Source organism: Microbulbifer maximicatervae (SeqCode) (assembly GCF_052467065.1).
In genome coordinates this window covers 1,527,501-1,553,082 of the sequence record NZ_CP174299.1, presented here as the reverse complement: position 1 = coordinate 1,553,082, position 25,582 = coordinate 1,527,501, and the positions used below count along the sequence as shown (strand labels likewise).

The following is a 25,582-nucleotide window of genomic DNA, read 5'->3' as shown; positions in this document are numbered from 1 at the left end:
GCCCGCCGTACTTTGCTTACTGCTGTTCGTCTGCGCGGGCAAGGCGCTCGCGCAAACCCCTGTCCCTGTGAGCGTAGAGATTGAGGCCCTTGAGTACATTGAGGGCTTCGAAGATTTGGTTGTCGCGATCCATCCAGTCTTCCCGTTCTTCCTGTTCTCTCGAGCGGTCTTCAGAAGTCCGGTCGGCACCACCGTTACCGTTGTCCAGATGCCCTGCCAAATCCGCTTCAGTGGGTCTGGGAGAGTCGTCCAAGCGGGTAACTTTTACCCGCTCTACCACGATATCCGGTGTGATGCCCTGGGCCTGGATTGAGCGGCCATTGGGAGTGAAGTAGAGCGCAGTTGTCAGCTTAATGGCGCGTTCATTATTGATAGGGATCACCGTTTGGACCGAGCCCTTGCCGAAGCTGTCGGTGCCCATCACCACTGCGCGGCGGTGGTCCTGTAGGGCGCCGGCGACAATTTCCGCTGCAGAGGCGGAGCCCGCGTTGATTAATACAACCAGCGGAGCGCCTTCGGTTAAATCGCCCGGCTCGGCGGAATAGCTCAGGTTGGCGGCTTCATTGCGACCTTCGGTGTAGACCACCAGGCCCTCTTCCAAAAATGCATCCGCTACTTCCACCGAGGATTGCAGCACGCCACCGGGGTTGTTGCGCAGGTCGATAACCAGCCCTTTCAGTGCGCCTTTCTTCTGCAACTTGATCAGCTCGTCGGCCACATCGGCGCCGGTGTCCAGCTGGAACTGGCTGATGCGCAGATAACCGTAGCCATCGTCGAGGACTTTGCTGCGCACACTGCGCACGCGCACGGTGTCCCGCTTGAGAGTTACATCGAAAGGTTCTTTAAAACCTTTGCGAGCGATGGTCAGGGTGACACTGCTGCCCTTGGGCCCACGCATCCACTCCACCGCTTCATCCAGGCTCACGCCCTTCATGGATTTGCCCGACAAGCGCAGTATGACATCGCCGGCCTTGAGGCCAGCGCGGGAGGCGGGGGTGTCGTCCATGGGGGTGACGACGGTGATATGGTCGTTTTCGATGCCCACCTCGATCCCGAGGCCGGCAAACTCACCGGTGGTGTTGGCTTGTAAATCGTCAAAGGATCGGCGATCAAGGTAGGAGGAGTGCGGGTCTAGGCCTTGCAGCATGCCCTTGATGGCGTATTCCAGCAGGGTGCGGTCGTCCACTTCCTCGATATAGCCCTGGCGAATTTGCTCGAAAACTTTGGCAAAGCTGCGCAGATCTTCCAGTGGCAGGCGGGCTTCAGTGTCTGCAGCCACCTGGGAATGGCTATCGCCGTCGGTCAAACCCATTAAAGGCAAGGCTGTCAGAGCGGCTGCGCCGATCAAGGTTGTCAGCGCCTTGGGGATAAACATGTTGTTGTGACCTCTGCCTTATTTCTTCGCTGCTTTGCGAAAGTGTAGACCGCAGAGATTGGCAGGGATTCTAAGCGGACGCCAAATTCTACAGTGTCACGATCTTAGTCGTCATAAGCCCAGGGGTCTTACACCTGGGTTGGCTCCCGCTCTTATTCTCTTTTGGCGATAAAAAAGCCGCTACTCCGCAGCTTTTCGTCGTGGTGCTTTTTCATTTAATTAGCACAGCGGCGGGAGTCGTGAGATGAAGTGGAGAGCATTAGGCGGGTGTGTAATCCCGATCGCTGTGATTTGCGAGGGGGCTCTATAACGGGTGCGTGGAAAATGCCCGGGATTTTACGCCTCGTATTATGCCCTCTGTGCCAGCTCCGATCAGAAGCGGCACCAAACTGTAGGGTCCTGCGCTTTACCCCGGTGGCGAATTTCGAAGTAAACACCGCTATGGCTGAGTCCACCGCTATTGCCAACCCGAGCGATGGTGTCACCACTTTCCACCCACTCGCCAATATTGCGGGTGAGGGACTGGTTGTGGGCGTAGAGACTCATGTACTCCTCTCCATGATCCAGGATAACCAGCATGCCGTGGCCGCGCAGGTAATCGGAGAAAACCACGCGGCCGCGGTGGATTGCCCGCACCGGCTCCCCTTCATTGGCGCGCAAGGTGACACCTTTCCAAGTGATGCCATTGGCGCGGCGCTGTCCATAGGCATTGGCGCGGCGGCCATCAACAGGCCACTGCATCTTGCCCCGCTGGCGCGCAAAGGGCTTTTGCTCGCTGGGGTTTACCAGTGAGGCGATGGCGCGACCTACTTCGTCGATCAATTTTTGCAGGCGTGTGCGATCTCCTTGGAGCTGCTTGAGTTCACCGCTGCCATCGGAGAGCCGCGCCGCAAGTTTATCCAGCGTGTCCTTGCGATTCTGCTGTGCGACGCGCAGTTTGCTCTGGCGTTTCTGCAGTTGCTCTCGCTCCGCTTTCAGGGTCTCGCGCTCGCGCTCAATGGAGGCGGATACGGTTTCCAGTGAGGTGAGGGTTTCCAGGTAAGTGTCTATGATGCGGCTGCGTTCTTGGAGGAAGTAATCGTGGTAGCGGAGATGGCGGGCGACGTTCTGTGGATCTTGCTGGTTGAGCAGGAGCTTGATCTGCTCCTGTCGGCCTAGTCGGTATGCGGCGGCGATCTCCTGCTCGACCCGCCGCTGCATACTTCGTCGCGACTCTTGCAGTTGCTGTTGTTCCTGCTGGAGTTCGCGCAACTTGTCCGAGCGGCTGCGCATATCCTGTTTGATCTTGTCTATGCGCTGGTGCAGCCCGGAAATATCTTTCTCGTTCTCTTCCAAATCCTTGAGCAATTGGTCGCGCTGGCCCCGCACCTGATTGAGTTCCTGTTGCAGGGACTCAATGCGTTGCTTGATTTGCGCCAGGCGCGCCTGCTCATCTCCCTCTGCCTGGCTCCAGGCGGGTAGGGAAATCAGTGTGATCAGGAAGAGTACGAGAGTTTTCATCAGTCCATTTTGACCAAACTTTGGCCGGTCATTTCCGTCGGCTGTGGCAGATCCATCAACGCTAACATGGTTGGTGCTACATCCGCCAGACTACCTCCGTCACACATTTGCACATTGCGCTCGCCGATATAAACAAAAGGCACCGGCAGAGTGGAGTGCTGGGTGCTGACCTGGCCGGAGTTGGCGTCGAACATCTCTTCCACATTGCCGTGATCGGCAGTAATCAGCACCTCGCCGCCGGCAGCCAGAGCGGCGTTTACGACGCGCTCTACACACTGGTCCAGGGCTTCGACGGCTTTTACTGCCGCCTCGAAAACACCGGTATGGCCGACCATATCGCCGTTGGCGTAGTTGCAGATAATGGCGTCGTACTCGCCGCTCTCAATCGCCGCTACCAGTTTGTCAGTGACGATTGGCGCATTCATTTCCGGTTGCAGGTCGTAGGTGGCCACATCCGGTGACTTGATCAGTTCGCGGGTTTCGCCGTTGTAGGGCTCTTCGCGGCCGCCGCTAAAGAAGAAGGTAACGTGGGCGTACTTCTCTGTCTCGGCGATGCGCAGCTGGGTTTTGCCCTCTGCAGACAAGTACTCGCCGAGGGAGTTGACCAGGTTTTCTGGCGGGAAGGCACAGCTGGCGTGGATATCGGCAGCGTATTCGGTCGTCATGACGAAGTCCGCCAGCTGCGGCTTGGCTTTGCGTTCGAAGCCGCTGAAGTCCTGCTCGGTAAAAGCGCGGGTTAACTGGCGCGCGCGATCCGGGCGGAAATTCATAAAGATAAGGGCATCGCCGTCTTGGATCGGAGCGGGCTCGCCAATCACCGTTGGCGCGACAAATTCATCGTTTTCACCGCGCTCATAGGCCGAGGTCAGTCCTGCCAGGGCGTCACTGGCACTGTGCTCTGCTGTACCCAGGGCCAGCATGTCGTAAACGGACTCGGTGCGCTCCCAGCGCTGGTCGCGATCCATGGCGAAGTAGCGCCCGGCCAGGGTAGCCATATGGGCATTGCCGACGGAGTCACACACCTGCATCAGGCGCGCCAGGGAGGGTTCGGCACTGCGCGGTGGGGTGTCGCGGCCATCGAGAAATGCGTGTACATAAATAGCGCGGGCGCCGCGCTGTGCCGCCAGGGTTATCATGGCGACAATATGATCTTCGTGGCTGTGTACGCCGCCTTCGGATAGGAGTCCCATAATATGGACGGCGCCGTTGTTGGCGATAGCCTTATCGACCGCAGTGGTGTAAGCGGTATTGCGGAAGAAGTCGCCGTCCTGGATGGCTTTGTTGATCCGGGTGAAGTTCTGGTAGACCACTCGACCGGCACCCAGTGTCATATGGCCGACTTCCGAGTTGCCCATTTGTCCATCGGGCAGGCCCACCGCCATCCCGGATGTCTGGATCAGGGTTTTTGGGCGGGTCGACCAGATATTGTCCCAAACCGGAGACTTGGCTGCGTGAATCGCATTGTGCTCGGGATTGTCGCTGTGGCCGAAGCCGTCCAGAATCAGCAGGACCAGGGGGCGTTTTTGCGGGGCTTGCGTAGCGGCCATAGCGACAGTATTCCTCTTCCAAGGGTTAAATTGCGGACGCGGATTTTAACCTGTGGGGCTGGTATTTCACCATGTTATTTAGCTTAAGCCGGATTACAAAGAGGCTGGGGCGGAGGGATTTGGTTGATTAGAATTTCGCCATGATCGTGTATACTCCCGCCGGCATTGGGCGCCGTAGCGCCCTATTGATTACCACTTGAGGATTTTGGGGGCGAAGTGGATTTTCTCGACTTTTTAGCTGAGCAGTGGCTGTTGGTCGGCCTGCTTGTGGCATTGCTTTACGCATTTGTTTTGACTGAGCGATTCAAGTCTGGCGAGCCGGCATCACTTCATGAAGTGACCAAGCTGATCAATAGCGACGGGGCCAAGGTGCTGGATATTCGCGATCGCAGCGAGTTCACTGCCGGTCATATTGTCGACTCCCTGCATATTCCCCACGGGGATGTGGCTGAGCGCATTGCCGAGCTGGAACCGTTTAAAGACAAGACCATTATTGTCGCTGACAAGATGGGGCAGCACGCAGGTCCGGTGGGGCGCATGCTGAAACAGAAAGGTTTCCAAGTGCGTCGCCTGCAGGGCGGAATGAGCGAGTGGGCTAACCAGAACCTGCCTGTCGTTAAAGGCAAAGGTTAACCTGAAGTATCAGTTTGACGGAGTTTTGTCATGCAGAATGTTGTCATTTATACCACCCGTTTCTGCCCCTACTGTATTCGCGCCAAGCAGCTACTGGATAGCAAGGGTGTCGCTTATCGCGAAATCCCTGTGGACAATAATCCCGGCTTGCGCGCAGAAATGGCTGACAAGGCGGGGCGCCGCTCGGTGCCGCAGATTTGGATTGGCGATAAGCATGTAGGTGGTTGCGACGACCTGATGGCGTTGGAGCGCGGTGGCCGACTCGACAAATTGCTGAAAGCAGCGGGATAAGCGGAAAACTGACGCGGCCGCCAACATGCGGTCCCCAATTTTTGCTATTTATCCGGTCTGGGCCTTGAAACGTTTTATCGAGGCCCCAACTGTTGAGTTATTACCGGAGTCTTTCTCACGGAAGGCATCAATAAACTTTTTATAATGAACAGGCTGTAACATGGCTGAAGAATTAAATGGCGCAGCGGCAAACGCAGAGGCTCCACAAGTACAATTTGCGATGCAACGCATCTACCTGAAAGACCTCTCCTTCGAAACCCCGATGGGTGCCGAGGTCTTCAAAAAGCAGTGGAAGCCCCAGGTTAATCAGGAGCTGAACACCAAGACCGCGAAGATCGAAGACGATCTGTACGAAGTGGCTCTGACCCTGACTATCACCGTAAAGCTGGAAGAAGACACCGCTTTCCTGGTGGAAGTAAAACAAGCTGGCCTGTTCGGTATCAAAGGTCTGGAAGGTCAACAGCTGGCCCAGGCCCTGAATACTGCCTGCCCGCAAATTCTGTTCCCCTACGCTCGCGAAGTGATCGATAACGCCGTAGTTAAAGGTTCTTTCCCGGCACTGATGTTGCCGCCGGTGAACTTCGACGCTCTGTTCGCTGCTGCCCTCGATAAGGCACAGAAAGAAGCAGAGGGCGCTCAAGCGAACGCTTAATTCGCTTTAGCCCAGCTGGCACGATAAAAAGGTCCCTTAGCGGGGCCTTTTTTTATATCTGTAATCTCCTTGGGGATAGCGTCCATTTTACTGACTATCCCTCCGCAACCGCAGCACAAACCTGGAGCCGCTTATGCAGTGGGATCTGCCAAACCCATTTATCACCACAGTGACGGTTGGCGCCAAACATGTGGATGGTCTGAGTCATGCCAACAATGCGGAATATGTGCGCTGGTGTGAGGCTACCGCCTGGGCGCACAGCGCAGCCCTGGGTCTGGATGTCACGAATTATCAGCAGCTTGACCGGGGAATGGCAATTCGTCATGGCGAGTATGACTATATACTGGCGGCCAGAGAGGGGGAGGAATTGCTGTTTGGCACCTGGCTCACTGAGGTGGACGGGCGTCTGAATATGACTCGCCGCTTTCAGGTGTTTCGCGCCGCCGATAAGGCATTGGTATTGCGGGCCGAATGGCGGATGGTGTGCATTGAGCTTTCCACTGGCAAGCCAAAACGTATGCCGGCGATCTTCAAGGAAATTTACAGTCCGGCAGTGACTGCCCCGGAGGCTGAAAAAAATGAGTGAAGAGTTTGTATCCCTGACCAACAATTCAGGGGCGCTTAAGGACAAGACCATCTTTATCACTGGTGCCAGTCGCGGCATTGGCCGGGCGATTGCCCTTAAATGCGCGGCGGATGGTGCCAATATCGTGATTGCCGCTAAGTCGGCAGAGCCACATCCCAAGCTTCCGGGAACCATCTTCTCGGTGGCAGAGGAAGTGGAGAAAGCCGGCGGCAATGCCCTGGCCCTGCAGGTGGATGTGCGCGATGAGCAGCGAGTAGAGCAGGCTATGTCGGAGGCTGCCGAAAAATTTGGCGGCATCGACGCTGTGATTAATAATGCGGGCGCGATCAACCTGACCAATGTTGAGTCGACACCACCCAAGCGCTACGACCTGATGCAGAGTATCAATAGTCGCGCGGTGTATCTCACCGCCCACTTGGCGACTCCCTATCTGAAAAAAGCTGACAACGCTCATATTCTCAGCCTGTGCCCACCGCTGAATATCCAGCCCAAGTGGTTGGGGCCCTTCGCTCCTTACGCCCTGTCAAAATTTGGTATGACCATTCTCAGCCTGGGTTTGGCAGAAGAGCTGCGTGAGGCGGGGATCAGCGTGAACACCTTGTGGCCGCGCACACTGGTGGCCACCGCCGCGATTGAATTTGCGGTGGGTAGTCGTGATATGTTTGAGCAGAGCCGCAAGCCCTCGATTATGGCCGATGCGGCCTACGAGATACTGACGACTAAAGATGTCGCCTTGAGCGGTCGCCAGCTAATCGATGAAGAGCTGTTGGCAGAGCGCGGTGTGAAGGATTTCACCGGTTATGCCCACAATCCAGCCAATGCAGACAATTTAACCAAGGATTTATTTCTCGACTGACGCTGGCAGGGGGTATTTGTGAGCAGCGACAGCAAATTATTTAAAGACGCTCTCGGTGAAATGGGAGACGTTAAACCGCTGGCGCAGGAGCGCCGCGTCAATTTGCGCAAGGAGCCGAAGCAATCTGAGTCTATGTTGCGGGAGCGCCGCGCCGCTGCCACGCGCCTGACAGAGCGGGAAATGAACCCCCTGTCCGGTGAATATATTGATCTGGTAGAGCCATGGGATCCGTTGGAATTCAAGCGCGATGGTGTGCAAAACGGGGTCTATCGCAATTTGCGCCTGGGCAAATACAGCATAGATGCGCGCCTGGATTTACATCGCCACTCTGTGGAGATGGCGCGCAGGGCCGTGATGGAATTTATCCGTGATTGTGTTGAAGCGGATGTGCGCTGTGCCCTGATTACCCACGGTAAGGGTGAGGGGCGTAAGCAGCCGGCGTTATTGAAAAGCTGTATCAATCACTGGTTACCGCAGCTGCATGAAGTACTGGCTTTTCACAGTGCGCAACCCCAACACGGGGGCTTGGGAGCGACTTATCTGCTGCTGAGAAAGAGTGAACGCAAGCGGCAGGAGAATCTGGAGATACATCAAAAACGCCGTTAAGGTTCTTTTGTAACTTTTCTGTCACTTATGCAAATTAAGATGCGCCGCTGAGGCTTTCCCCTCAAGAGTGCTTTTTTAGACTCCTAAAGCTCATCTTTTTGATTCTTCTTGATTGTCATTCTGGCGACCCAATGGGTCGCCTTTTTTATAGGGTTGGGCCTGGCGGTAGCTGCGGTCTACTTGTTCAAACTCAATATAGGCACTGCCATCGGTATTGCTGATCATCATCTTGTTACCCACGATAACAATCAAATCAGACTTTCTCAGGGCATTGAGGTAATCGATCTCCAGTTCATCGCTGGGGTGTGCTCCCCCCATGCGCGCAATAGCGGGAATCCGCTCCCAGGTGAAAGCACCGCTGCTAGTGAGAGAAAAGCGCCCCAGGTATGGGTTGGTGCCACTGTTGCCCCTAACGTAACCAAATTGATCGCATTTGAAAAAGGGTCTATCCCGCCAAAACCTGCTCCAGCTCAGGGTTGAATCATAAGTGCGCCCGGAGTAGTACAAGCTCGATAGCACCCACTCGTGTTCACAGGCAGACCAAGCCGATCGTTGGAGTTGGGGAATAGGGGGATTGGGGGTGCTGCAGCCTGCAAGCACCAGGTTGCATACGATAATACTCAGTAGTAAGTAAAAAGCACGACGTGGCATGATGTCGTTCTCATTGATTTTGCGACATTTAACCTAAAAATTTACAGGTCTTCTGTGGCGGCGTTCAAGGTCCGGCCTTTACGTATTCTATATAGATATCACCGGAGGGGTCACGAAGTATCAAACGATTCCCGCGCGATTTGGTAAATGCCTGGCGAGTGGCGGCGAGGGCACCGAGGTAGGCATGTTCTTGCCGCAGCAAGGGTTCGGGGCCGCCCATCTTGGTAGAGACAAAGCTGGAGGTATCCCAAAGTAACTGCCCGTTATCGGTTACCTGCACCTCTCCCCGATAGGTGTTTATGCCACTCCTCCCCATGACATTGCCTTGGAGATTGCACACAAAGGTAAAGTCCGCAGGCCTCTGGATGTCGACCACCCCACCATTGACGCGCAAGCGTACCAGCTGCCACTTCTTACCACAGACCGCTCCCATACTGCCTGAAGATTGAACAACTTGGGCTTCTTCTATTCGGTTTGTTAGACATCCGCCGACAACTAATAGGGCTCCCAGAAGCCATATTTGTACCAACCTACTCATCGACGAATAACTCCCAAACACAAACCCTTCTCCAGCCCACACCCAAGCCAGCCACTTTTCGGCTTTCACAAAAGCTTAGTTGTTGGCTGCCGTGACGAGACGACAGCAGTGACAAGCTATGCTTGCACTGATGTAAAAAAATAGTATTTGGCCATCGATTAAAGGACGGTCGTCGATATGATCAGGCGCACCAAAATTGTTGCCACCCTGGGTCCAGCTACCGATAAAGAAGAAACACTTCGGCAATTAATCAAGGCCGGTGTGGATATGGTTCGCCTGAACTTCTCTCATGGAAAAATTGATGATCACAGGCGCCGGGCAAAATTTGTCCGCGAGGAAGCCGAGCGTCAGTGCAGACATATTGCCCTGCTGGGAGATTTGCAGGGGCCCAAAATTCGTGTCGGAAAATTCACTGATGGGCGTATATATCTGCGCAAAGGTGAAGAATTTATTTTGGACCCGGATTGGGATAAAGATAGTGGCAGTCCTGAAGGTGTCTGGGTTGATTATGAAGCACTCGCAGAAGACTGTAATGAGGGAGACCGCCTGTTACTGGATGACGGCCGATTGAGTTTGCGCATCAAAAAAATTATTGGTCTGTCGTTAAAAACTGAAGTTGAAAATGGTGGCTGGTTATCTGATAGAAAGGGAATAAATAAGCAGGGAGGTGGCCTTACTGCGCCGGCACTGACAGAAAAAGACCACCGGGATATCAAAGTTGCCGCCGAGTTACAGGTAGATTATTTAGCCGTTTCTTTCCCTCGCGATGCTCGCGATATTCACAAAGCGAGAAAGTTACTCAGAGAGGCGGGTGGCACAGCACATATTATTGCCAAAATTGAAAGGGCTGAAGCGGTATCCAATGATGCTCGCCTGGAGAAGCTCATCTTGGCCAGTGATGCCATTATGGTAGCGCGCGGTGATCTCGCCGTGGAGATTGGTGATGCAGAATTAATGGGGGTACAAAAACATTTAATCAGCTATGCCCGCTATCTCAATCGGGTAGTTATTACTGCGACACAAATGATGGAGTCGATGATTTCGAGTCCGGTACCTACTCGAGCAGAAGTCTGCGATGTGGCGAATGCAGTACTGGATGGTACTGATGCGGTAATGTTATCTGCTGAGACAGCGGCAGGTGAATATCCTATTGAAACCGTTAAGCATATGGCTGAAGTGATTCTTGGGGCAGAAAAACACCGTAAAATTTATTCCACGCCGGAAAGCCTTCGCGGCGATTACCCTGCGGGTGATGCGTGTATCGCCATGGCCGCCATGATCATCGCGAATCATTGCCGAGAAATTAAAGCCATTATTTGCCAGACCGAAACTGGAAATACTGCGTTATTGATGTCGAGAGTATGTGCATTAATTCCTATTTACGCTTTTTGTCGGCACCAAAAGTGCTGCAATCGTGTAGCCCTCTACAGCGGCGTTGACCCCGTATTAATGGATGTATCCAACATGGACGGCCCGCTGCGAGATCAAAAAGCAATTTCTTATTTATTGGATCAGGAACTGCTAATTTCAGGGGACTTCGTGTTGATATCCCGGGGCTATCAACAGGATATTGGTGGTCACACCGATACCCTGCGTATTGTCCGCGTGCCCTGATACAAACGATTAAATTAAAAATTTTCACAGTGCAAATAACTTACCCCGCACGAACACATCTAACTAGTACCTTGGTCTCCAATTCCTGCTCAACACAGCGAAACTTCTGCCCGTCAAGGGTTAATGACTTTGGGCTTCCCTGGGGCGCGGTTGTCGAACAACCGGCAACTCCTGTCGCCAGGGCCACGGCAAGCAGAATAAGTAGTATTTTCTGCACCGCAGTTACCTCTTTGAGTAGTGTGAGTGACGCATTCCCGAATAACTTGTTTATTCAGGGTAGAGGTAATAGCCGTCATTGAGATGTATAGCGCGCCAATTTGTTAAAAGTGGCGACAGTGATATTGGAGGGAGAAGGCTAATTAAACGGACGGTTGTATTGAGGTTGGCGATTAACTAACCCCGCTGCGTTTTTTGATGGTTTGCTACAGCGGGGTTAGTTACCTAATAAAGCTTGGAGTTAGCGTCTACCGCGATGGTGTCCACCGCGAACACGATAGTGGCCTCTATGGCCCCGGTAGCCGCGATAACCGCCGCGGTGATAACTTCTATAGCCTCGGTGATGGGCCCGGTAGCGGGCATGGGGCGACCGAGGGTAATAGAAACGGTTGTAGTAGGGCATTCCGCGATAGTAATAGCGAGCCCGGTAGCGAGGGTGGCCGCGGAATGATGCGGATCGGTAACTGGCGTAGCCACCGCGGTAATAATAGGTATTCACCGGTGTGAAACCAACGGTTTGGTAAACCGGTGTCCTGTAGGAAGTTAAATAGACATTACTCGAAGCGTAATAGTTGGGCGTGGCATAGGGATAAGCGTAGGAGGAGGTGTAAGCGACTTGCCCTCCACTTGGGCCACCGTAACTGGTGTAGGTGGTGTAGTAACCATCGGTGGCACAGGCACCCAGGGCTAGGGCTGTGCACACCGTGGCGGTGAGAATCACCGTTTTTACAGCTCTATTCATAGTGCTTTCTCCGGTAAGTGGAATTTCCCCCCGGAGAGGCCCGGCAGGGGCCAAGCCCCTAGGCGCGCCAACTAGGCGAGCACAGAATCTCAGACTTAGTAAGGTCTTGCGCGCGGCGGTGGATCGACAATTTGATACTGGGTATTTACAACCGCAGGCGGTCTCAGGCGATAAAAGTTGCCGTCCCAGTAGAAGTTACAGTGCTGCATATTGTGACAGGTGCCATCCGGGTGGCAGTGGGCATAGCGGCCACGCAGGTTGTAATACGTCTTGTTGTAATAAGGGCTGTATCCGTAATAACTGGCGGAACAATCGTTGCCTCCGCAGGGATAGCCGGATGTTCCATTACAGGCCGATAGAGCCAGTCCTGCTGCGATGGCGAGCGCACAACCTGAGCCTCGCAGCAATCTAGTGGGCAGCGGTTTCATCAAGACCTCCACACCTATTGGCGGGTAACACTTCTACATTCAGCCTAGCATTTTTGGCGCGTGAATCATCACGGGGCAGAGTAAATGTTCTAGCAAAGCTGAATACCGAGGCAGGTCTGTATTGGTTGATGGAAACTCTTCAGTTTCAATTTGATAGACCCACTTGTTCGGAGTCAAAAAAGGTAAGGTCGGCAGGCGGGTGAAACCACTAAAAATTCGCACATTGTGAGAAAAATGGTTCTCTCGCAATGCGCGAATCAAGCCATGAAGGTTTTTTAACCTAGTGACTGCTGGGCAGGAGGTTGGGGTTTATTGACTCTAAGTAGGCGCCGCTGCTCAGCAACTGCTTTGCCTCTTCAATATCCGGGGCAAAGTAGCGGTCCTTGTCATAGAAAGGTACTCGGGCGCGAAGTTTTGCCTTGGCGGCCTCCAGTTTTTCCGTGGATTTTAACGGCGCGCGGAAATCCAGTCCCTGACAGGCAGCGAGTAGCTCCACCGCCAGGATGCCACAGGTATTGTCGGCCATATCCCGCAGGCGACGGCCAGCAAAGGTGGCCATGGATACATGGTCTTCCTGGTTGGCGGAGGTGGGCAGTGAGTCCACGCAGGCTGGGTGCGCCATGGATTTGTTCTCACTGGCAAGCGCCGCTGAGGTGACCTGGGCGATCATAAAGCCGGAGTTCACCCCGCCATTTTCCACTAGGAAGGGAGGCAGGCCGGATAGGTTGCTATCGATCAACAGCGCCATACGACGCTCGGACAGGGAGCCGATTTCTGCCAATGCCAGCGCCAGGTTGTCGGCGACCATAGCAACAGGCTCCGCGTGGAAGTTACCGCCGGAAATAATGTCGGAGTTATCCGGATTTTCCTCGTCGGTAAATACCAGCGGGTTATCGGAAACACCATTTGCCTCGGCCAACAATACTTCGGCAGCGAAGCGCATCTGCTGCAGACAGGCACCCATTACCTGGGGCTGACAGCGCAGGGAGTAGGGGTCCTGCACTTTTTCACAGAACTGGTGGGAATCACCGATCTGGCTGGTTTCACCGAGCAGGTCCCGATAAATTGCCGCTACGTCGCGCTGAGCCTGTTGGCCGCGGGCGTTGTGAATACGATCATCGAAGGGGCGGCGTGAGCCCTTGGCGGCTTCGAGGGTAATAGCACCGGTTACCAGGGCGCCGGCGAACAGGTCTTCACTGGCGAACAGGCCGAGCAGGGCAAAGGCGGTAGAAGCCTGGGTGCCATTTAGCAGGGCGAGCCCCTCTTTGGGAGCCAGGGTAATGGGCTCTAGCCCCGCAGCTTTGAGGCCTTCGTGAGCACTCTTGCGCTCGCCCTTGATAAATACTTCCCCTTCACCGAGAAGTACCACGCTCATATGAGCCAGCGGCGCCAAATCGCCAGAAGCGCCGACAGAGCCTTTCTCAGGGATGGCGGGGTAGACACCGGCATTGACCAGTTGCATTAAAGCTTCGATAACCTGTGGGCGCACACCGGAGAAGCCGCGCGCGAGCGAATTGATTTTCAACACCATCAGCAGACGCACGGTGGCTTCACTCATAAAGTTGCCGGTACCGGCGGCATGGCTCAGTACGATAGCGCGCTGCAGGTTTTCCAGGTCGTGCTTTTCAATGCGGGTGTTGGCCAATAAACCAAAACCGGTATTAATTCCGTAAACCGTGCGCCCCTCGGTAATAACCTGGGCAACAGTGTGGGCAGAGGCTTCAATAGCGGGGTAGGCGCTTTTCGCCAGGGACAGCTGCACCGACTCGCGGGCTACGCGGCGCAGTTGCGCAAGGCTCAATTGACCGGGATCGATTTCCAATTGATACATAAATTCATTCACCAAAAAATATTTACTGCTTAGCAGGCTGTTGAAAAACAGCCTGCGCGGGCGGTGCGAAAGCGCCTGCCGCAAAGGTGGCTTGAAAAAGTTGCTTGTTGGCTTTTTCAACACCCTGTTAGGCGCCGGCGGCGCAGCCCGATAAAAATTATTCGGGCTGTAAAAGATTTCCGCCGGCGGTATTTTTATTGCGGTAAAAAATCAGTCGTTCAGCATAGGCAGGTCCAAGCCCTGCTCTTTTGCGCATTTTTTTGCGATCTCGTAACCGGCATCGGCGTGGCGCATTACGCCGGTGGCGGGATCATTCCAGAGAACCCGTTCGATACGTTTGCGCGCAGCTTCGGTACCGTCACAGACAATGACCACACCAGAGTGCTGGGAGAAGCCCATGCCTACGCCACCACCGTGATGCAGAGATACCCAGGTAGCGCCGGAGGCAGTGTTCAGCAGGGCATTCATCAGCGGCCAGTCGGAGACAGCGTCGGAACCATCCATCATGGCTTCAGTTTCGCGGTTGGGGCTCGCTACAGAGCCGCTGTCGAGGTGGTCGCGGCCGATCACTACCGGTGCTTCCAATTCACCGTTGGCTACCATCTCGTTAAATGCCAGTGCCAGGCGCGCGCGATCTTTCAGGCCCACCCAACAGATACGTGCGGGCAGTCCCTGGAAGTGAATCCGCTCGCGGGCCATATCGAGCCAGTTGTGCAGCTGCGGATTATCGGGAATCAGTTCTTTAACCTTGGCATCGGTTTTGTAGATATCTTCCGGGTTGCCGGACAGGGCCGCCCAGCGGAAAGGACCGACACCTTCGCAGAACAGCGGGCGAATATAAGCGGGTACAAAGCCGGGGAAATCAAAGGCATTTTCCACACCTTCCTCGAGAGCCATCTGACGAATATTGTTGCCGTAGTCGAGGGTTGCGGCGCCGCGCTTTTGCAGCTCCAGCATGGCTTCAACCTGAACCGCCATAGACTGTTTGGCTGCCTTTACTACTGCGGCTTCATCTTTCTTGCGCATCTCCGCAGCGTATTCCATGGTCCAGCCCTGGGGCAGGTAGCCATTTAAAGGATCGTGTGCGGAAGTCTGGTCGGTAACCGAATCCGGCAGAATATTGCGTTTTACAATTTCCGGGAAGATATCTGCTGCGTTGCCCAGCAGGCCAACGGAAATGGCTTCGCCTTTTTCCATCGCGGCTTCAATCATTTGCAGGGCTTCGTCGAGGCTGGTGGCTTTTTTGTCTACATAGCCAGTGCGCAGACGGAAGTCGATACGGGTTTCGTCGCACTCTACTGCGATCATGCTGAAACCAGCCATCGTCGCCGCCAGTGGCTGAGCGCCACCCATGCCGCCGAGGCCACCGGTAAGAATCCATTTGCCTTTCGCTTCGCCATTAAAATGTTTGCGTGCGACGGCGGCAAAGGTTTCATAGGTGCCCTGGACGATGCCTTGGGAGCCGATATAAATCCAAGAGCCGGCAGTCATCTGGCCGTACATGGCCAGGCCTTTTTTATCCAGCTCGTTAAAGTGTTCCCAGTTGGCCCAGTGGGGTACCAGGTTGGAGTTGGCAATTAATACCCGGGGTGCATCGGCGTGGGTTTTAAAGACTCCGACAGGCTTGCCGGACTGCACCAGCAGGGTTTCGTCGTCTTCCAGGCGCTTCAGCACTTCGACAATCTTGTCGTAGCACTCCCAATCCCGCGCGGCGCGGCCGATACCACCGTACACCACCAGGTCCTCCGGGCGTTCAGCTACCTCGGCGTCCAGGTTGTTCATCAACATGCGCAGGGGAGCTTCGGTGAGCCAGCTTTTGGCATTGAGCTCACTGCCGCGAGGCGCGCGGATTTTGCGGCTGGGATCGTGGCGTTTGTCGGTAGACATAGCTTCCTCGTCAATTTTTCTCGTAAAAAAATTCACACGTCCCGGACTTGATTGTTTCTTTTCCCAGGGCGCGCGGGATAAATCAATAACTAGAATCTCAGTTGTGCACCGAGGCGGTATCGATTGCCTGGGTGAACCAGGCGCGCGAAGCTCACGGTGCCGGCACTGCATTTAGTGCGCCGCCAAACCTGGAGGCACGCATCTCCGGGGGCAATTTCCAGAGCGTGGGCGATAGCGGCTTCCGCAGCTATGGCCTCGACGGTTGTATCGGCCTCGGTCAGCGGTGCGACTTTGGAAAGATAGGCGTTGGGGGTGGTGTGGGCGAAGTCCTGGTCCAGGTAATCCGGAGCCAAGGCTGGGTTGGTAAACCGCTCTTCCCACTGCACCGGCAAGCCGTTGTCACAGTGCACAATAATGGAGTGAAACACTTTTGCCTGTTCGGGCACTTCCAATGCCAGGGCTACATCGGCGCTGGCGACACAGGGCTGAGCTAACAGAATGCGGTTGCTGTAACTGTGCCCCCGGGCCGAGATCTCGTCGGCGATATTGCGCACTTCCAACAGTGAGCTGGCGGGCACCGGCTCGGCGACAAAAGTACCCAGCCCCTGGGAGCGCATCAGAACGCGCTCATCGGTTAACTCGGTGAGTGCCCGCCTTGCGGTCATCCGGCTCACACTGAATTGCTGTGCCAGTTGGTTCTCCGAGGGCACCTGGGAGTGAACTGGCCACTCGCCAGACTCAATTTGTTGGCGGATATGGCGCTTGATGGCCGCGTATCGGGGTTCACTTGCAGTATTCATAGACTCAGGTACAGTGCTTCCGTGGCTTGTATATTGTTGTATATACAAGAGTAGTTACAGCTACTATGGTTTCCCTGCTGCGGGCTGTCAAGTCGAAGAGGGGAGCTGTATCCTGCCCGTTACTGGTTTTTCGGTCATCGGGCCGAGCATCTATGGTTTAAAAGGAAAAGCGTGCCGCTAAAAGCTTATGTCAGAACGCTGTGATTTGCTGATTACCAATTTGAATGCCGCCACAATGGACCCATCCATTGCCGGTGGTTACGGTGTTATCGAGGATGCTGCAATTGCGGTAACCAAAGGTCGGATCGTTTGGATTGGTCCCCGCCGGGATCTGCCCGAGTGCACCCCAGACCGCATTGTTGATGGCGAAGGTCAATGGGCAACTCCGGGCCTGATCGATTGCCACACGCATCTCGTATATGGAGGTCATCGCGCAGGGGAGTTTGCCCGTCGCCTGGGGGGAGAGAGTTACGAAGAAGTGGCTCGCTCTGGCGGGGGTATTATTTCTACCGTGCGGGCGACAAGGGGTGCGAGTGCCGAGAACCTGTATAAGTTGGCTGAGCCCCGTCTGCACGCCCTGATGGCCGAAGGCGTTACAACCGTGGAAATTAAATCCGGTTATGGCCTGGACCTGGATACTGAACTAAAGCAATTGCGCACCGCGAGACGCCTGGCGCAACACAACTCAGTGGAAATAGTAACGACCTGTCTGGCAGCTCACGCTCTGCCACCGGAATACGACGGTCGTGCCGATGAATATATCGACCTTATCTGCGAGCAGATATTGCCCGCTGTAGCCCGCGAGCAACTGGCTGATGCCGTGGATATGTTTTGCGAGACGATTGGATTTACTGTCGATCAGTGCCAGAGAGTTATCGATGCAGCGAAAAAACTGGACCTGCCAGTAAAAGTGCACGCCGAGCAGTTGGCGCGTACAGGGGCTACTGAAATGGCGGCAAAGTCCGGGGCATTATCGGTAGATCATATTGAATATATCAGTGATGCCGATGTACTGGCGATGGCGGAAAGCGGCACCGTGGCAGTGCTTCTACCAGGAGCTTTCTACACTCTGCACGAAACCCAGGTTCCGCCTATTGAAAAGTTACGCGAGGCAGGAGTTTGTATGGCATTGGCAACAGACCTTAATCCCGGGAGTTGTCCAATCGCTTCCCTGCGTTTGATGATGAACATGGGTTGTCAGCTGTTTGGCTTAACTCCGGCAGAAGCTCTCGCTGGTGTTACCCGTGCAGCCGCTCGGGCATTGGGTTTGTGTTGTTCTCGCGGTGTACTGCGCGAGGGGCTGCGAGCAGATATTGTTCTTTGGCCGATGGATACCCCGGATCAACTCGCTTATGAAGTGGGCGCCTTAAAGCCTGCAAGAATTTTCCTGGAGGGGCGCGATATTACAGCTTGCTGATATGCAACTGAGAATCGGGTACGTTGATTCTTAGGGTGGATGTACATCGGAATTAAGGATAAGTTGGTGCTAAATGAGTAACAATATTATCAACAATTTTTATAAGGTTTTTGCGCCCATTATTATCCGAGATTTGGAATGTTGATCTTTGTTTAGCATCTATCGTGGGCTTTATTTTTAGTTCATGAGTGCCGCTTTGTATTTACAATCGGAATAAATAAACGGTCCCCTCTTAACATTAATGATCAGGGGGCTGTAACCGATAAATAAGTGATAAGGATTATTGTATATCTTACATTTTCACAGGAAGTGCATCTTGCCTTTGCAATATCTCTATATCAGTTAATGCACACTAAATTCATTACTCTTCAGCTAGGAGCTCTTGAAAATGAGTAATTCCAAACTTTCAGGAGCACTGGTGCTCCCGCAAGAAAATCCTCGTATTTTGGCCTTTGATCTGACCCGAGGCATTGCCGTACTATTTATGATTGCTATTCACGTCTTATATCATTATGGACGAACAGACGTGGCAGACAGTGCTATTGGTGTTGCTATCCAGGTATCTGCGGGAACTCCGGCAGCTTCAGCATTTATGCTGATTATGGGGATTTTCATTGGCTATAGTTCGAAGCCGAGTCTGAAACAGGATTTGTTTCGTGCTGCTGGTCTTTTTGCAATAGGGTATTTACTTAATTTCGCCCGTGGCACAGTGCCTATGTGGCTTTCTTTACAGTTTGGCCTTGTCACACAAGAACAACTGGGAGAATACACACCGCTGAGTGAATTTCTTATGGTCGATATTTTTCAGTTTGCTGGCCTTGCGCTCGCTATTTGTGCACTAGTCAGGCACTTCTTGCCTCATCCTATATACTGGCTAGCTGCGGCAGCTATCGTAGCATTCGGCTCCTCACTCGTCTGGGATATCGGCAGTAACTCCGTTGTTATTGACGAAATTTTACAGTTGTTTTTTGGCAATAAGCGCGAAGGGGTAATGTTCCCGTTATTTTCCTGGCTTGCCTATCCCCTCGCAGGCATGGCAGTTGGCTACTGGTTTAAAAATACAAAAAATATAGATGCATTGTTCTCACACAGCATATGGATTGGCTTAGCCCTAATGAGCATAGGTGGCCTTCTAATCATGTTGAATACGCAATACTTTTTTGCCGAAAACATGAGAGGTGGCCCAGGTCTAATTATTCTGCTTATTGGCTATACTTTCCTTTGGCTTTGGATTAGTAATTTCCTCTTAAACAAAGTAAAGAAAAGAAGGCTCATTGACGTAATGGTGTTTTGGGGTAAAAACATAACTCCGTTCTATATCGCTCAGTGGTTGATAATTGGATGGGGATTAATGTTAGTTGGTTCCCAGCAGCTTGGTATGGCCAGTACGTTAATAGCAATGTTTATCGTACTCCTGCTTTCTCATTTTGGGACTCGAGCTTGGGTTAATTTCCGTTCCCATAAAGGGAAAGCTATGGAGCAGCCTGCAGCGTCTGCGGTATAGTACCGACATGCAACACGTGCTGTTGAAAAATGCGGCACGTTAGTGTTGTAGAAGCGCAACTTAAATGCTTCTTTTTCGTGACATATTTTAAGGTACTCGCAGAGGGCATTGCTTGATCGTCTACTTCCAAAAGTATCGGCAGCTCTCGCGTTGGGGCTTTACAGTTCCCACAGCCCACTGTGCGAAGGTTTGCGCGCGCATATTGCGCACGGCCAATGGATATTCCGGTTCAACTTGCCTACAAAGTGGGGGCTTGAAGCCAATAAAGATCTTCCTCGGAGGTATTGATGTTACAACTTGCTGATATGCAGTTATGGAGTGGTCGCACCGACTCTGAGGATGGACGTGCAGGTGAGCGCTGGCACCAGCGGATTTCTCCTTTGCAATTGGATGACCCTCCCGGCCTGACTGTTCTCGGCTTCGCTTCTGATGAGGGTGTGCGTCGAAATAAAGGGCGAATTGGCGCGGCCAAGGGACCGAGAATATTGCGTTTGGCCATGGCTAACCTGCCGGCCACTTTCGATGCGCCCTTATACGATGCGGGCAATGTCAGAGTAGAGCGGGAAGACTTGGAGTCTGCCCAATCGCTATTGGGTGCCCGTATCAATGAGTTGCTCGGTGCCGGTCACTTTCCACTGGTATTGGGAGGCGGCCATGAAATTGCTTTTGGCAGTTATCAGGGGATTGCCCGCTGGATGCGCGAGCATCACCGCGAGAGCAGCCTGGGTATTATCAATTTTGATGCGCATTTGGATTTACGCACACCTGCGCCAAAGGGGTCATCGGGTACGCCATTTTTCCAGATTGCGGAGCAGTGCAGGATAAATGGTCGCGAATTTAATTATCTCTGTGTGGGTGCGGCGGATAACGCCAACACACCTGCTCTCTACCAGAGAGCTGATGAGCTGGGTGCCCAGGTTATTCGGGATCGTGAAATCAGTAGCTGGAATCTGAATACGGTTCAGGCGCGAATCCGCGACTTTATTGAAAAGGTGGATTTTGTCTATCTGACGGTATGTCTGGATGTATTGCCGGCAGCAGTTATGCCAGCGGTGAGTGCCCCCTCTGGCAGGGGGGTTTCCATGGAGTTTCTGGAAGTCTTGCTGGATACCGTTTTGGAATCCAATAAAGTTTGTTTGGCGGATATCGCTGAATTTAATCCCTATTTTGATATTGAGGATCATGGTGCGCGTACCGCGGCCCGCCTGGGATTTCAAATTGCAAATCGTGCGGCCAGAAAAATCCCCTGAGTATTTTTAATAATACAGCGCGGCCACTATGGCTTTGGAGGTCGCGTTAACTTCAGTATTAGAAACCACTATTTTAATCTTTATCTACAGCCGTAAGTGACTGGCAGAAAGCTCCGCTTTTGTAGTTGATATGATCAAAGATCTTGAAATTAATCACTTAAAAACCCTGGAAATACTATTCAGGGTTGAAAGTATCTCCCTTGCCGCAGAGCATCTGCAGGTTTCGCAGCAAGCTGTCAGTTTGCAGCTGAAGAAGATTAGAAAAATAGTTGGGGATGATCTATTTGTGCGCACTGGGCATGGGATGGCTCCCACCAGTTATGCAAAATTTATAGAGCCACAGATTCGACAGGTGCTGATGTTACTCAGTGAAATTCCCGCTCCGGGTTCTCTTGATTCAAGCCAGACTTCCCGGACCCTGGTGATCTCTGCTACAGATTACGCGCAAAAAGTGGTTGTTGCCGAGTTGATCCAAAGGGTCAGGCAATATGCGCCGAAAGTGAAATTTATTGTCACTAATATTGAAAGCGTCTCGCTCACCCAGAAAATGCATCAGGGAGAAATTGACTTAGCTTTCACATCGACGGGGTATGTGCCTGATGGAATTAATACACAGGTGCTCTTTAATGAGCGTTATGTCTGTGTATCGGCTAATCCTATGTATAGTTTAGATGAGTTGGTCCCTATTGATCAGTTGATGCAATCTGATTTTGTGATTACATCGCCAGGGGTTGGAGGCTTGCGCGGTTCAGCCGATCGTTGGCTAGAGGGGCAAGGTCTAAAAAGAGAGATTGTTGTTTCGGCGCCCTCTTTTTATATAGCCCAGGAGTTCTTGAAAAGGACGAATACCCTGGCCTTTATTCCCTCTAGGTTGATGCCTTGTGAGGGCTTGGTGGAAATTACCTTGGACAAGTATCCACCTGGCTACGAAGTTGTAGCCGCTTTTCATCCCCGAGTGGAAAATGATCCATTGGTAAGTTGGATTCTCAATGATCTGCACCAACGGTTTTCTAAGTCAATGGCTTCCTGATTGTATCCGTAACAAGCTTTACTCCATAGCTTTGGCAAAGCTGCCTTTCTACTATGATTTTTTCAAAAGCTAGAAAGCGTACAGGTCTGTTATGAGTATTCTGAATATTAATCCTTCTTCACTTTATGATGGCAGTTCTTCCTGCCTATCCCACGCCCGAGTCGATACTAAAACAGGCTTGGTATTTGTATCGGGTCAGGTGGATTGGGATAGTAATTGTGAAGTTAAAAACATAGGGGTTGGTGCTCAGGCGGAAAGCGCCATGCAAAACTTATTGACAGTATTGGATGAGGCCGGATCGTCGGTAGAGAATCTTTTGCAGTTACGTATCTATGTGCGTGGAGAAGTCAGTGAGCATCTGGGGGAAATAGTCCCCGTGCTATCTAAATATTTGGGTACTACTCGCCCGGCAATCACGGGAGTGGGAGTCACATCCCTGGCGTCGCCAGAGACATTGATAGAAATTGAGGCAGTGGCTAAAACGCTGCTTTAAGTACCTGAATAAAAAAAGCCCTGCATTGCAGGGCTTTTAAGTTTTACTTGAGGTGTTCCCTAAGCTCGGAGCCTGCTTGATCAAGAGCATCCTGCACTGCGGGCACGTCACTCAGGGCATTTAGTAGGCCGTAGTCGTGAATCATGCCGTTATAGCGAACAGCGGTTACGGTCACACCAGCTTCGTTAAGTTTGCGGGCGTAAGCTTCCCCTTCATCTCTCAGCACATCCATCTCAGCAGTCTGCACCAGAGCGGGAGGCAAGCCGACCAACTGGGATTTGCTTGCGCGCAGAGGTGAAGCATAGATCTCGTTGCGCTGTTTGGGGTCGGTAGTGTAGTTATCCCAGAACCACTTCATCATATCCCGTGTCAGGAAGTGATCCTGGGCGAACTGCTTATAAGAAGCGTTGTTGAAGTTGGCATCGGTAACCGGCCAGAGCAGCAGTTGGAATTGCAGATCCGGTGTTCCTTTCTCTTTCGCCATCAAGGCAACCACGGCTGCCATATTGCCACCGACACTGTTACCGGCCACGGCAAGACGGGAGCCATCGACACCGATCTTTTCGCCATTCTCCGCGACCCACTGGGTAGCCGCATAAGCCTGGTTAATTGCAGTCGGGTACTTGGCCTCTGGAGATGGGGTGTAATCCACATACACCGCAGCGGCGCCGGAGCGTTGAACCAGATCGCGGATCAAGCGTTCGTGGGTTGGGTAGTCACCCAAGACCCAGCCTCCGCCGTGGAAATACATAAAGGCGGGAATCTGGCCCCGGGTGTTTTTCGGTTTAACGATAGTCAGTTCCAGCTTTTCGCCATTAACCGTAATGGTTTTCTTGCTGACTTCAGCGGGCGGCAATTGCGCACCCTCTTGGGCTACGACCAGGACGGCGCGGGCAGCTTTTGGTGATAGTTGCTCAATGGGTTTGCCGCCACCTTGTGCCAGTGCTTGAAGGAACCCCTGGGTATTTTGCTCAACACCAGGGGAAATAGAAGCAGACGCAGAAGTCATACCAAGAGTAAAGAAAAGGGGTAGTGCCAGCTTGGAAATTTTTAAGCCATTCATAACGGATACCTTCAACTCTCTACCGGTTGCTTAAGCGGATATGTGCAGGCGCACATCAACATTGCCTCGGGTTGCATTGGAATAAGGGCAAACTTCTTCGTGAGCGGTGTTGGCAATTTTTTCTGCCGTCGCCTGATCCAGGCCAGGAAGATCGATGTAGAGGTCAATATCCAGACCGAACCCCTTACCCTGGGGACCGATTCCAACTTCAGCGCGCACAGTGGTTTCTTCCGGGACTTTTACTTTCTCTTTACCGGCGACAAACTTAAGAGCGCCAATAAAGCAGGCAGAGTAACCCGCAGCAAACAGTTGCTCTGGGTTGGTGCCATCGCCACCGGGGCCGCCAAGCTCTTTGGGAATACTGAGCTTGACGCTTAACTTTCCATCTGATGATTGAGCTTCGCCATCACGGCCACCACTTGCGGTTGCTACTGCGGTGTAAACTGTTTGCATTAACCTGTCCTCATTGATGTGTGTTTGTCTGTCAGAAGCCGCCTGGAATGGAGTCCAGTCCTTTTCCCTCTGGATTTATTGAGCTTGGGGTAGTAGTCCGGATTTCTAAGTCAGCTTCTAAACAGCGCCTCAGCTTGGACGCCAGATAAAGTTATTGTGATAACTATTATTGCGATAATTAAATGTTGCTATAAGGACGATAGCTATAACAAATGGAGCCAAAGCGGGGGCCCCGCTAATGGTGGGGCGATAAAAAGAGGGAAAGATTAGGGGTTCGCTAAATATTGGCGAAGCGCCTCTATTTGCGTCTTTAGCGCCCGTGCAGACTGAGGATTCAAGCCACAGGCATTCAGCACCTGAGTGGGAATTGAAGCAGCTTCTTTTTGCATCGACCTACCGGCATCAGTCAGCTCGATAATGACTCGACGCTCGTCCTCCGGGTCTCGGTGCCGGTTGATCAGCTTTTGATTCTCCAGTCGTTTGATAACTGGCGTTAGGGCACCCTTATCCTGGCCGAGCCGCAGACTCAGCTCCGTAGCGGTGATTCCGTCGTCTTCCCAGAGCACCAGCATCATCAAGTACTGGGGGTAGGTTATTCCCAGTGTCTCCAATAGAGGCTTGTACATCTTGCTCATTGCCAGGGAGGCAGAATAAAGGCTAAAGCAAAGTTGGTTATCGAGTTTTTGGTCTTCGTTTATGGACTTGGCCATAGGCACACCCTACTTACCGGTGGCAGTTTTGCGCCAGTGTAGCGCAAGTATGGACTTACCACGCTCCTTCATTGTTCCAGAACCGACACATACTGCCAATCGAGAGCAGCGAAACTTTTTGTAAGGTTTTATTTGAAGCCGGTACAGTAATTTGCATAGACGATGGAGTGGCCGGTGGAATTACGGGATCAATTATTTCAACAAGCGACTACGGAATATACCGAAGGGGTTTCCCGGCTGGTACATAGCTATGTGCGATCAAAAGCCGAGCATGATGACCTGTTACAGGAAATCTGGCTGGGGCTCTGGCGGGCTCTCCCGACATTTCGCGGTGATGCTAGCTTAAAAACCTTTGTATATCGTATCGCACATAACCGCTGTGTGACCGAGCTGACCCGTAGGAAACCTTATCATGGGAGTGATGATGAATTACTGGAGCTTGAGGACCGCCAGCCGGGCCCGGCAGAGCGACTGGTAGCCGAACGCAAGTCCGAACAGCTGGTTCGTGCAGTGCAGAAATTACCCTTAGGACTCCGGCAGACATTGACTCTTCGCCTGGAGGGCCTGAGCTATGCGGAAATCTCTGAAGTTCTGGGTATTACCGAGTCCAATATTGCAGTGCGGCTCAACCGGGCAAAAGAGCGTCTCAATATCTGCCTTTTGGGAAGTGAAAAATGAATGAAGCAGACACAGAAAAACAGTGGCTAGAGCTGGAAAGTATCTGGAAGGGGCAACAGACTAGCGCAGAAATCCCAATTACAGTGCTGAATTGGGTGCGTCGCCAGGAGCGACGAATGCGATTGGTGGTCGCTTTTGAATATCTTTTTGCCATAGCTGGGGTTATCTATTTGCTAGGAGTAATTCTTGCGAAGAACTACCCAGATACCATGTACCGAGTAGCTTTTGTTA

Annotated in this window: 28 protein-coding genes (1 of these 28 running past the window's edge); 14 read left to right on the top strand and 14 right to left on the bottom strand. The window is 52.8% G+C overall.

Going from position 1 to position 25,582, the window contains the following annotated elements:
• Positions 1-16 precede the first annotated feature (16 nt).
• From ACJJI1_RS06860 to gpmI, 3 genes are all read right to left on the bottom strand, one after another.
• A complete protein-coding gene (locus tag ACJJI1_RS06860) occupies positions 17-1,375 on the bottom strand; it encodes a S41 family peptidase (protein WP_413663753.1) in 1,359 nt (452 codons plus the stop codon).
• A 372-nt stretch (positions 1,376-1,747) separates the two neighbouring features.
• Positions 1,748-2,875: a murein hydrolase activator EnvC family protein gene (locus ACJJI1_RS06855; protein WP_444958923.1), complete on the bottom strand. Its 1,128-nt coding sequence runs from the start codon at positions 2,873-2,875 to the stop codon at positions 1,748-1,750.
• Complete coding sequence (gpmI, locus tag ACJJI1_RS06850) at positions 2,875-4,422, bottom strand: 2,3-bisphosphoglycerate-independent phosphoglycerate mutase (RefSeq protein ID WP_444958922.1); 1,548 nt, start codon at positions 4,420-4,422, stop codon at positions 2,875-2,877. The genes ACJJI1_RS06855 and gpmI overlap by 1 nt, the downstream gene beginning before the upstream one ends.
• 216 nt (positions 4,423-4,638) lie before the next feature.
• Here gpmI and ACJJI1_RS06845 point away from each other — a divergent pair, with 216 nt between their 5' ends.
• The 6 genes from ACJJI1_RS06845 to smrA all read left to right on the top strand — a co-directional run bounded on the left by ACJJI1_RS06845 (position 4,639) and on the right by smrA (position 8,046).
• The gene (locus ACJJI1_RS06845; protein ID WP_282930770.1) at positions 4,639-5,055 is read left to right on the top strand and encodes a rhodanese-like domain-containing protein; all 417 of its coding nucleotides are present in this window, start codon (positions 4,639-4,641) and stop codon (positions 5,053-5,055) included.
• Between the two features lie 30 nt (positions 5,056-5,085).
• Positions 5,086-5,346 carry a glutaredoxin 3 gene (grxC, locus tag ACJJI1_RS06840; RefSeq protein ID WP_282930771.1) on the top strand — a complete coding sequence of 87 codons (261 nt, stop codon included), beginning with the start codon at positions 5,086-5,088 and terminating at the stop codon, positions 5,344-5,346.
• A gap of 160 nt (positions 5,347-5,506) precedes the next feature.
• Positions 5,507-5,998: a protein-export chaperone SecB gene (gene secB / locus ACJJI1_RS06835; RefSeq protein ID WP_282930772.1), complete on the top strand. Its 492-nt coding sequence runs from the start codon at positions 5,507-5,509 to the stop codon at positions 5,996-5,998.
• Positions 5,999-6,131: 133 nt separating this feature from the next.
• A complete protein-coding gene (locus tag ACJJI1_RS06830; RefSeq protein WP_444895739.1) occupies positions 6,132-6,584 on the top strand; it encodes an acyl-CoA thioesterase in 453 nt (150 codons plus the stop codon).
• A complete protein-coding gene (locus tag ACJJI1_RS06825; RefSeq protein ID WP_282930774.1) occupies positions 6,577-7,440 on the top strand; it encodes an SDR family oxidoreductase in 864 nt (287 codons plus the stop codon). Before ACJJI1_RS06830 ends, ACJJI1_RS06825 begins: the two co-directional genes overlap by 8 nt.
• A 60-nt stretch (positions 7,441-7,500) precedes the next feature.
• A complete protein-coding gene (smrA, locus tag ACJJI1_RS06820) occupies positions 7,501-8,046 on the top strand; it encodes a DNA endonuclease SmrA (RefSeq protein WP_444959364.1) in 546 nt (181 codons plus the stop codon).
• A 90-nt stretch (positions 8,047-8,136) separates the two neighbouring features.
• On the opposite strand, the gene ACJJI1_RS06815 is transcribed toward smrA, so the two are convergent.
• Both ACJJI1_RS06815 and ACJJI1_RS06810 read right to left on the bottom strand, forming a co-directional pair.
• On the bottom strand, positions 8,137-8,697 hold the full coding sequence (locus tag ACJJI1_RS06815) for an META domain-containing protein (protein ID WP_282930776.1): 561 nt from the start codon (positions 8,695-8,697) through the stop codon (positions 8,137-8,139).
• A 64-nt stretch (positions 8,698-8,761) separates the two neighbouring features.
• A complete protein-coding gene (locus ACJJI1_RS06810) occupies positions 8,762-9,235 on the bottom strand; it encodes an META domain-containing protein (protein ID WP_413663749.1) in 474 nt (157 codons plus the stop codon).
• A gap of 177 nt (positions 9,236-9,412) precedes the next feature.
• On the opposite strand from ACJJI1_RS06810, the gene pyk reads away from it, so the two are divergent.
• A complete protein-coding gene (gene pyk / locus ACJJI1_RS06805) occupies positions 9,413-10,849 on the top strand; it encodes a pyruvate kinase (RefSeq protein WP_282930778.1) in 1,437 nt (478 codons plus the stop codon).
• Between the two features lie 40 nt (positions 10,850-10,889).
• Here the strand turns inward: pyk and ACJJI1_RS06800 are convergent, their stop codons facing one another.
• The 6 genes from ACJJI1_RS06800 to hutC all read right to left on the bottom strand — a co-directional run bounded on the left by ACJJI1_RS06800 (position 10,890) and on the right by hutC (position 16,753).
• Complete coding sequence (locus ACJJI1_RS06800; protein WP_413663747.1) at positions 10,890-11,066, bottom strand: hypothetical protein; 177 nt, start codon at positions 11,064-11,066, stop codon at positions 10,890-10,892.
• Positions 11,067-11,306: 240 nt separating this feature from the next.
• Positions 11,307-11,807 carry a hypothetical protein gene (locus ACJJI1_RS06795; RefSeq protein WP_282930780.1) on the bottom strand — a complete coding sequence of 167 codons (501 nt, stop codon included), beginning with the start codon at positions 11,805-11,807 and terminating at the stop codon, positions 11,307-11,309.
• A gap of 95 nt (positions 11,808-11,902) precedes the next feature.
• Positions 11,903-12,235 carry a hypothetical protein gene (locus tag ACJJI1_RS06790; protein ID WP_282930781.1) on the bottom strand — a complete coding sequence of 111 codons (333 nt, stop codon included), beginning with the start codon at positions 12,233-12,235 and terminating at the stop codon, positions 11,903-11,905.
• A 280-nt stretch (positions 12,236-12,515) separates the two neighbouring features.
• The gene (gene hutH, locus ACJJI1_RS06785; RefSeq protein WP_444915217.1) at positions 12,516-14,066 is read right to left on the bottom strand and encodes a histidine ammonia-lyase; all 1,551 of its coding nucleotides are present in this window, start codon (positions 14,064-14,066) and stop codon (positions 12,516-12,518) included.
• Between the two features lie 210 nt (positions 14,067-14,276).
• Complete coding sequence (hutU, locus tag ACJJI1_RS06780; protein WP_444906916.1) at positions 14,277-15,953, bottom strand: urocanate hydratase; 1,677 nt, start codon at positions 15,951-15,953, stop codon at positions 14,277-14,279.
• Between the two features lie 89 nt (positions 15,954-16,042).
• The gene (gene hutC / locus ACJJI1_RS06775) at positions 16,043-16,753 is read right to left on the bottom strand and encodes a histidine utilization transcriptional repressor HutC (RefSeq protein ID WP_108734924.1); all 711 of its coding nucleotides are present in this window, start codon (positions 16,751-16,753) and stop codon (positions 16,043-16,045) included.
• Between the two features lie 187 nt (positions 16,754-16,940).
• On the opposite strand from hutC, the gene hutI reads away from it, so the two are divergent.
• The 5 genes from hutI to ACJJI1_RS06750 all read left to right on the top strand — a co-directional run bounded on the left by hutI (position 16,941) and on the right by ACJJI1_RS06750 (position 22,447).
• Positions 16,941-18,170: an imidazolonepropionase gene (hutI, locus tag ACJJI1_RS06770; protein ID WP_444958921.1), complete on the top strand. Its 1,230-nt coding sequence runs from the start codon at positions 16,941-16,943 to the stop codon at positions 18,168-18,170.
• 388 nt (positions 18,171-18,558) lie between these two features.
• Positions 18,559-19,674, top strand: coding sequence for a heparan-alpha-glucosaminide N-acetyltransferase domain-containing protein (locus tag ACJJI1_RS06765; protein ID WP_444958920.1), 1,116 nt, complete (start codon positions 18,559-18,561; stop codon positions 19,672-19,674).
• Between the two features lie 287 nt (positions 19,675-19,961).
• Complete coding sequence (gene hutG, locus ACJJI1_RS06760; protein WP_444906918.1) at positions 19,962-20,924, top strand: formimidoylglutamase; 963 nt, start codon at positions 19,962-19,964, stop codon at positions 20,922-20,924.
• 130 nt (positions 20,925-21,054) lie between these two features.
• Complete coding sequence (locus ACJJI1_RS06755) at positions 21,055-21,954, top strand: LysR family transcriptional regulator (protein ID WP_444940453.1); 900 nt, start codon at positions 21,055-21,057, stop codon at positions 21,952-21,954.
• A 91-nt stretch (positions 21,955-22,045) separates the two neighbouring features.
• Positions 22,046-22,447: a RidA family protein gene (locus tag ACJJI1_RS06750; RefSeq protein ID WP_282930788.1), complete on the top strand. Its 402-nt coding sequence runs from the start codon at positions 22,046-22,048 to the stop codon at positions 22,445-22,447.
• A gap of 43 nt (positions 22,448-22,490) precedes the next feature.
• On the opposite strand, the gene ACJJI1_RS06745 is transcribed toward ACJJI1_RS06750, so the two are convergent.
• From ACJJI1_RS06745 to ACJJI1_RS06735, 3 genes are all read right to left on the bottom strand, one after another.
• On the bottom strand, positions 22,491-23,510 hold the full coding sequence (locus ACJJI1_RS06745; protein ID WP_444958919.1) for an alpha/beta hydrolase: 1,020 nt from the start codon (positions 23,508-23,510) through the stop codon (positions 22,491-22,493).
• Positions 23,511-23,540: 30 nt separating this feature from the next.
• Positions 23,541-23,963 (bottom strand): organic hydroperoxide resistance protein, encoded by a 423-nt coding sequence (locus ACJJI1_RS06740; protein ID WP_444911756.1) that lies wholly within the window; start codon positions 23,961-23,963, stop codon positions 23,541-23,543.
• Between the two features lie 266 nt (positions 23,964-24,229).
• Positions 24,230-24,673, bottom strand: coding sequence for a MarR family winged helix-turn-helix transcriptional regulator (locus ACJJI1_RS06735; protein WP_444911755.1), 444 nt, complete (start codon positions 24,671-24,673; stop codon positions 24,230-24,232).
• A 174-nt stretch (positions 24,674-24,847) separates the two neighbouring features.
• Here ACJJI1_RS06735 and ACJJI1_RS06730 point away from each other — a divergent pair, with 174 nt between their 5' ends.
• Both ACJJI1_RS06730 and ACJJI1_RS06725 read left to right on the top strand, forming a co-directional pair.
• Positions 24,848-25,351, top strand: a complete 504-nt coding sequence (locus ACJJI1_RS06730) for an RNA polymerase sigma factor (RefSeq protein ID WP_444911754.1) — start codon at positions 24,848-24,850, stop codon at positions 25,349-25,351.
• Positions 25,348-25,582 carry the beginning of a hypothetical protein gene (locus ACJJI1_RS06725; protein ID WP_444911753.1) on the top strand. It continues 353 nt past the right edge of the window, so the window shows 235 of its 588 coding nt (coding positions 1-235); it begins with the start codon at positions 25,348-25,350; the stop codon falls past the right edge of the window. The genes ACJJI1_RS06730 and ACJJI1_RS06725 overlap by 4 nt, the downstream gene beginning before the upstream one ends.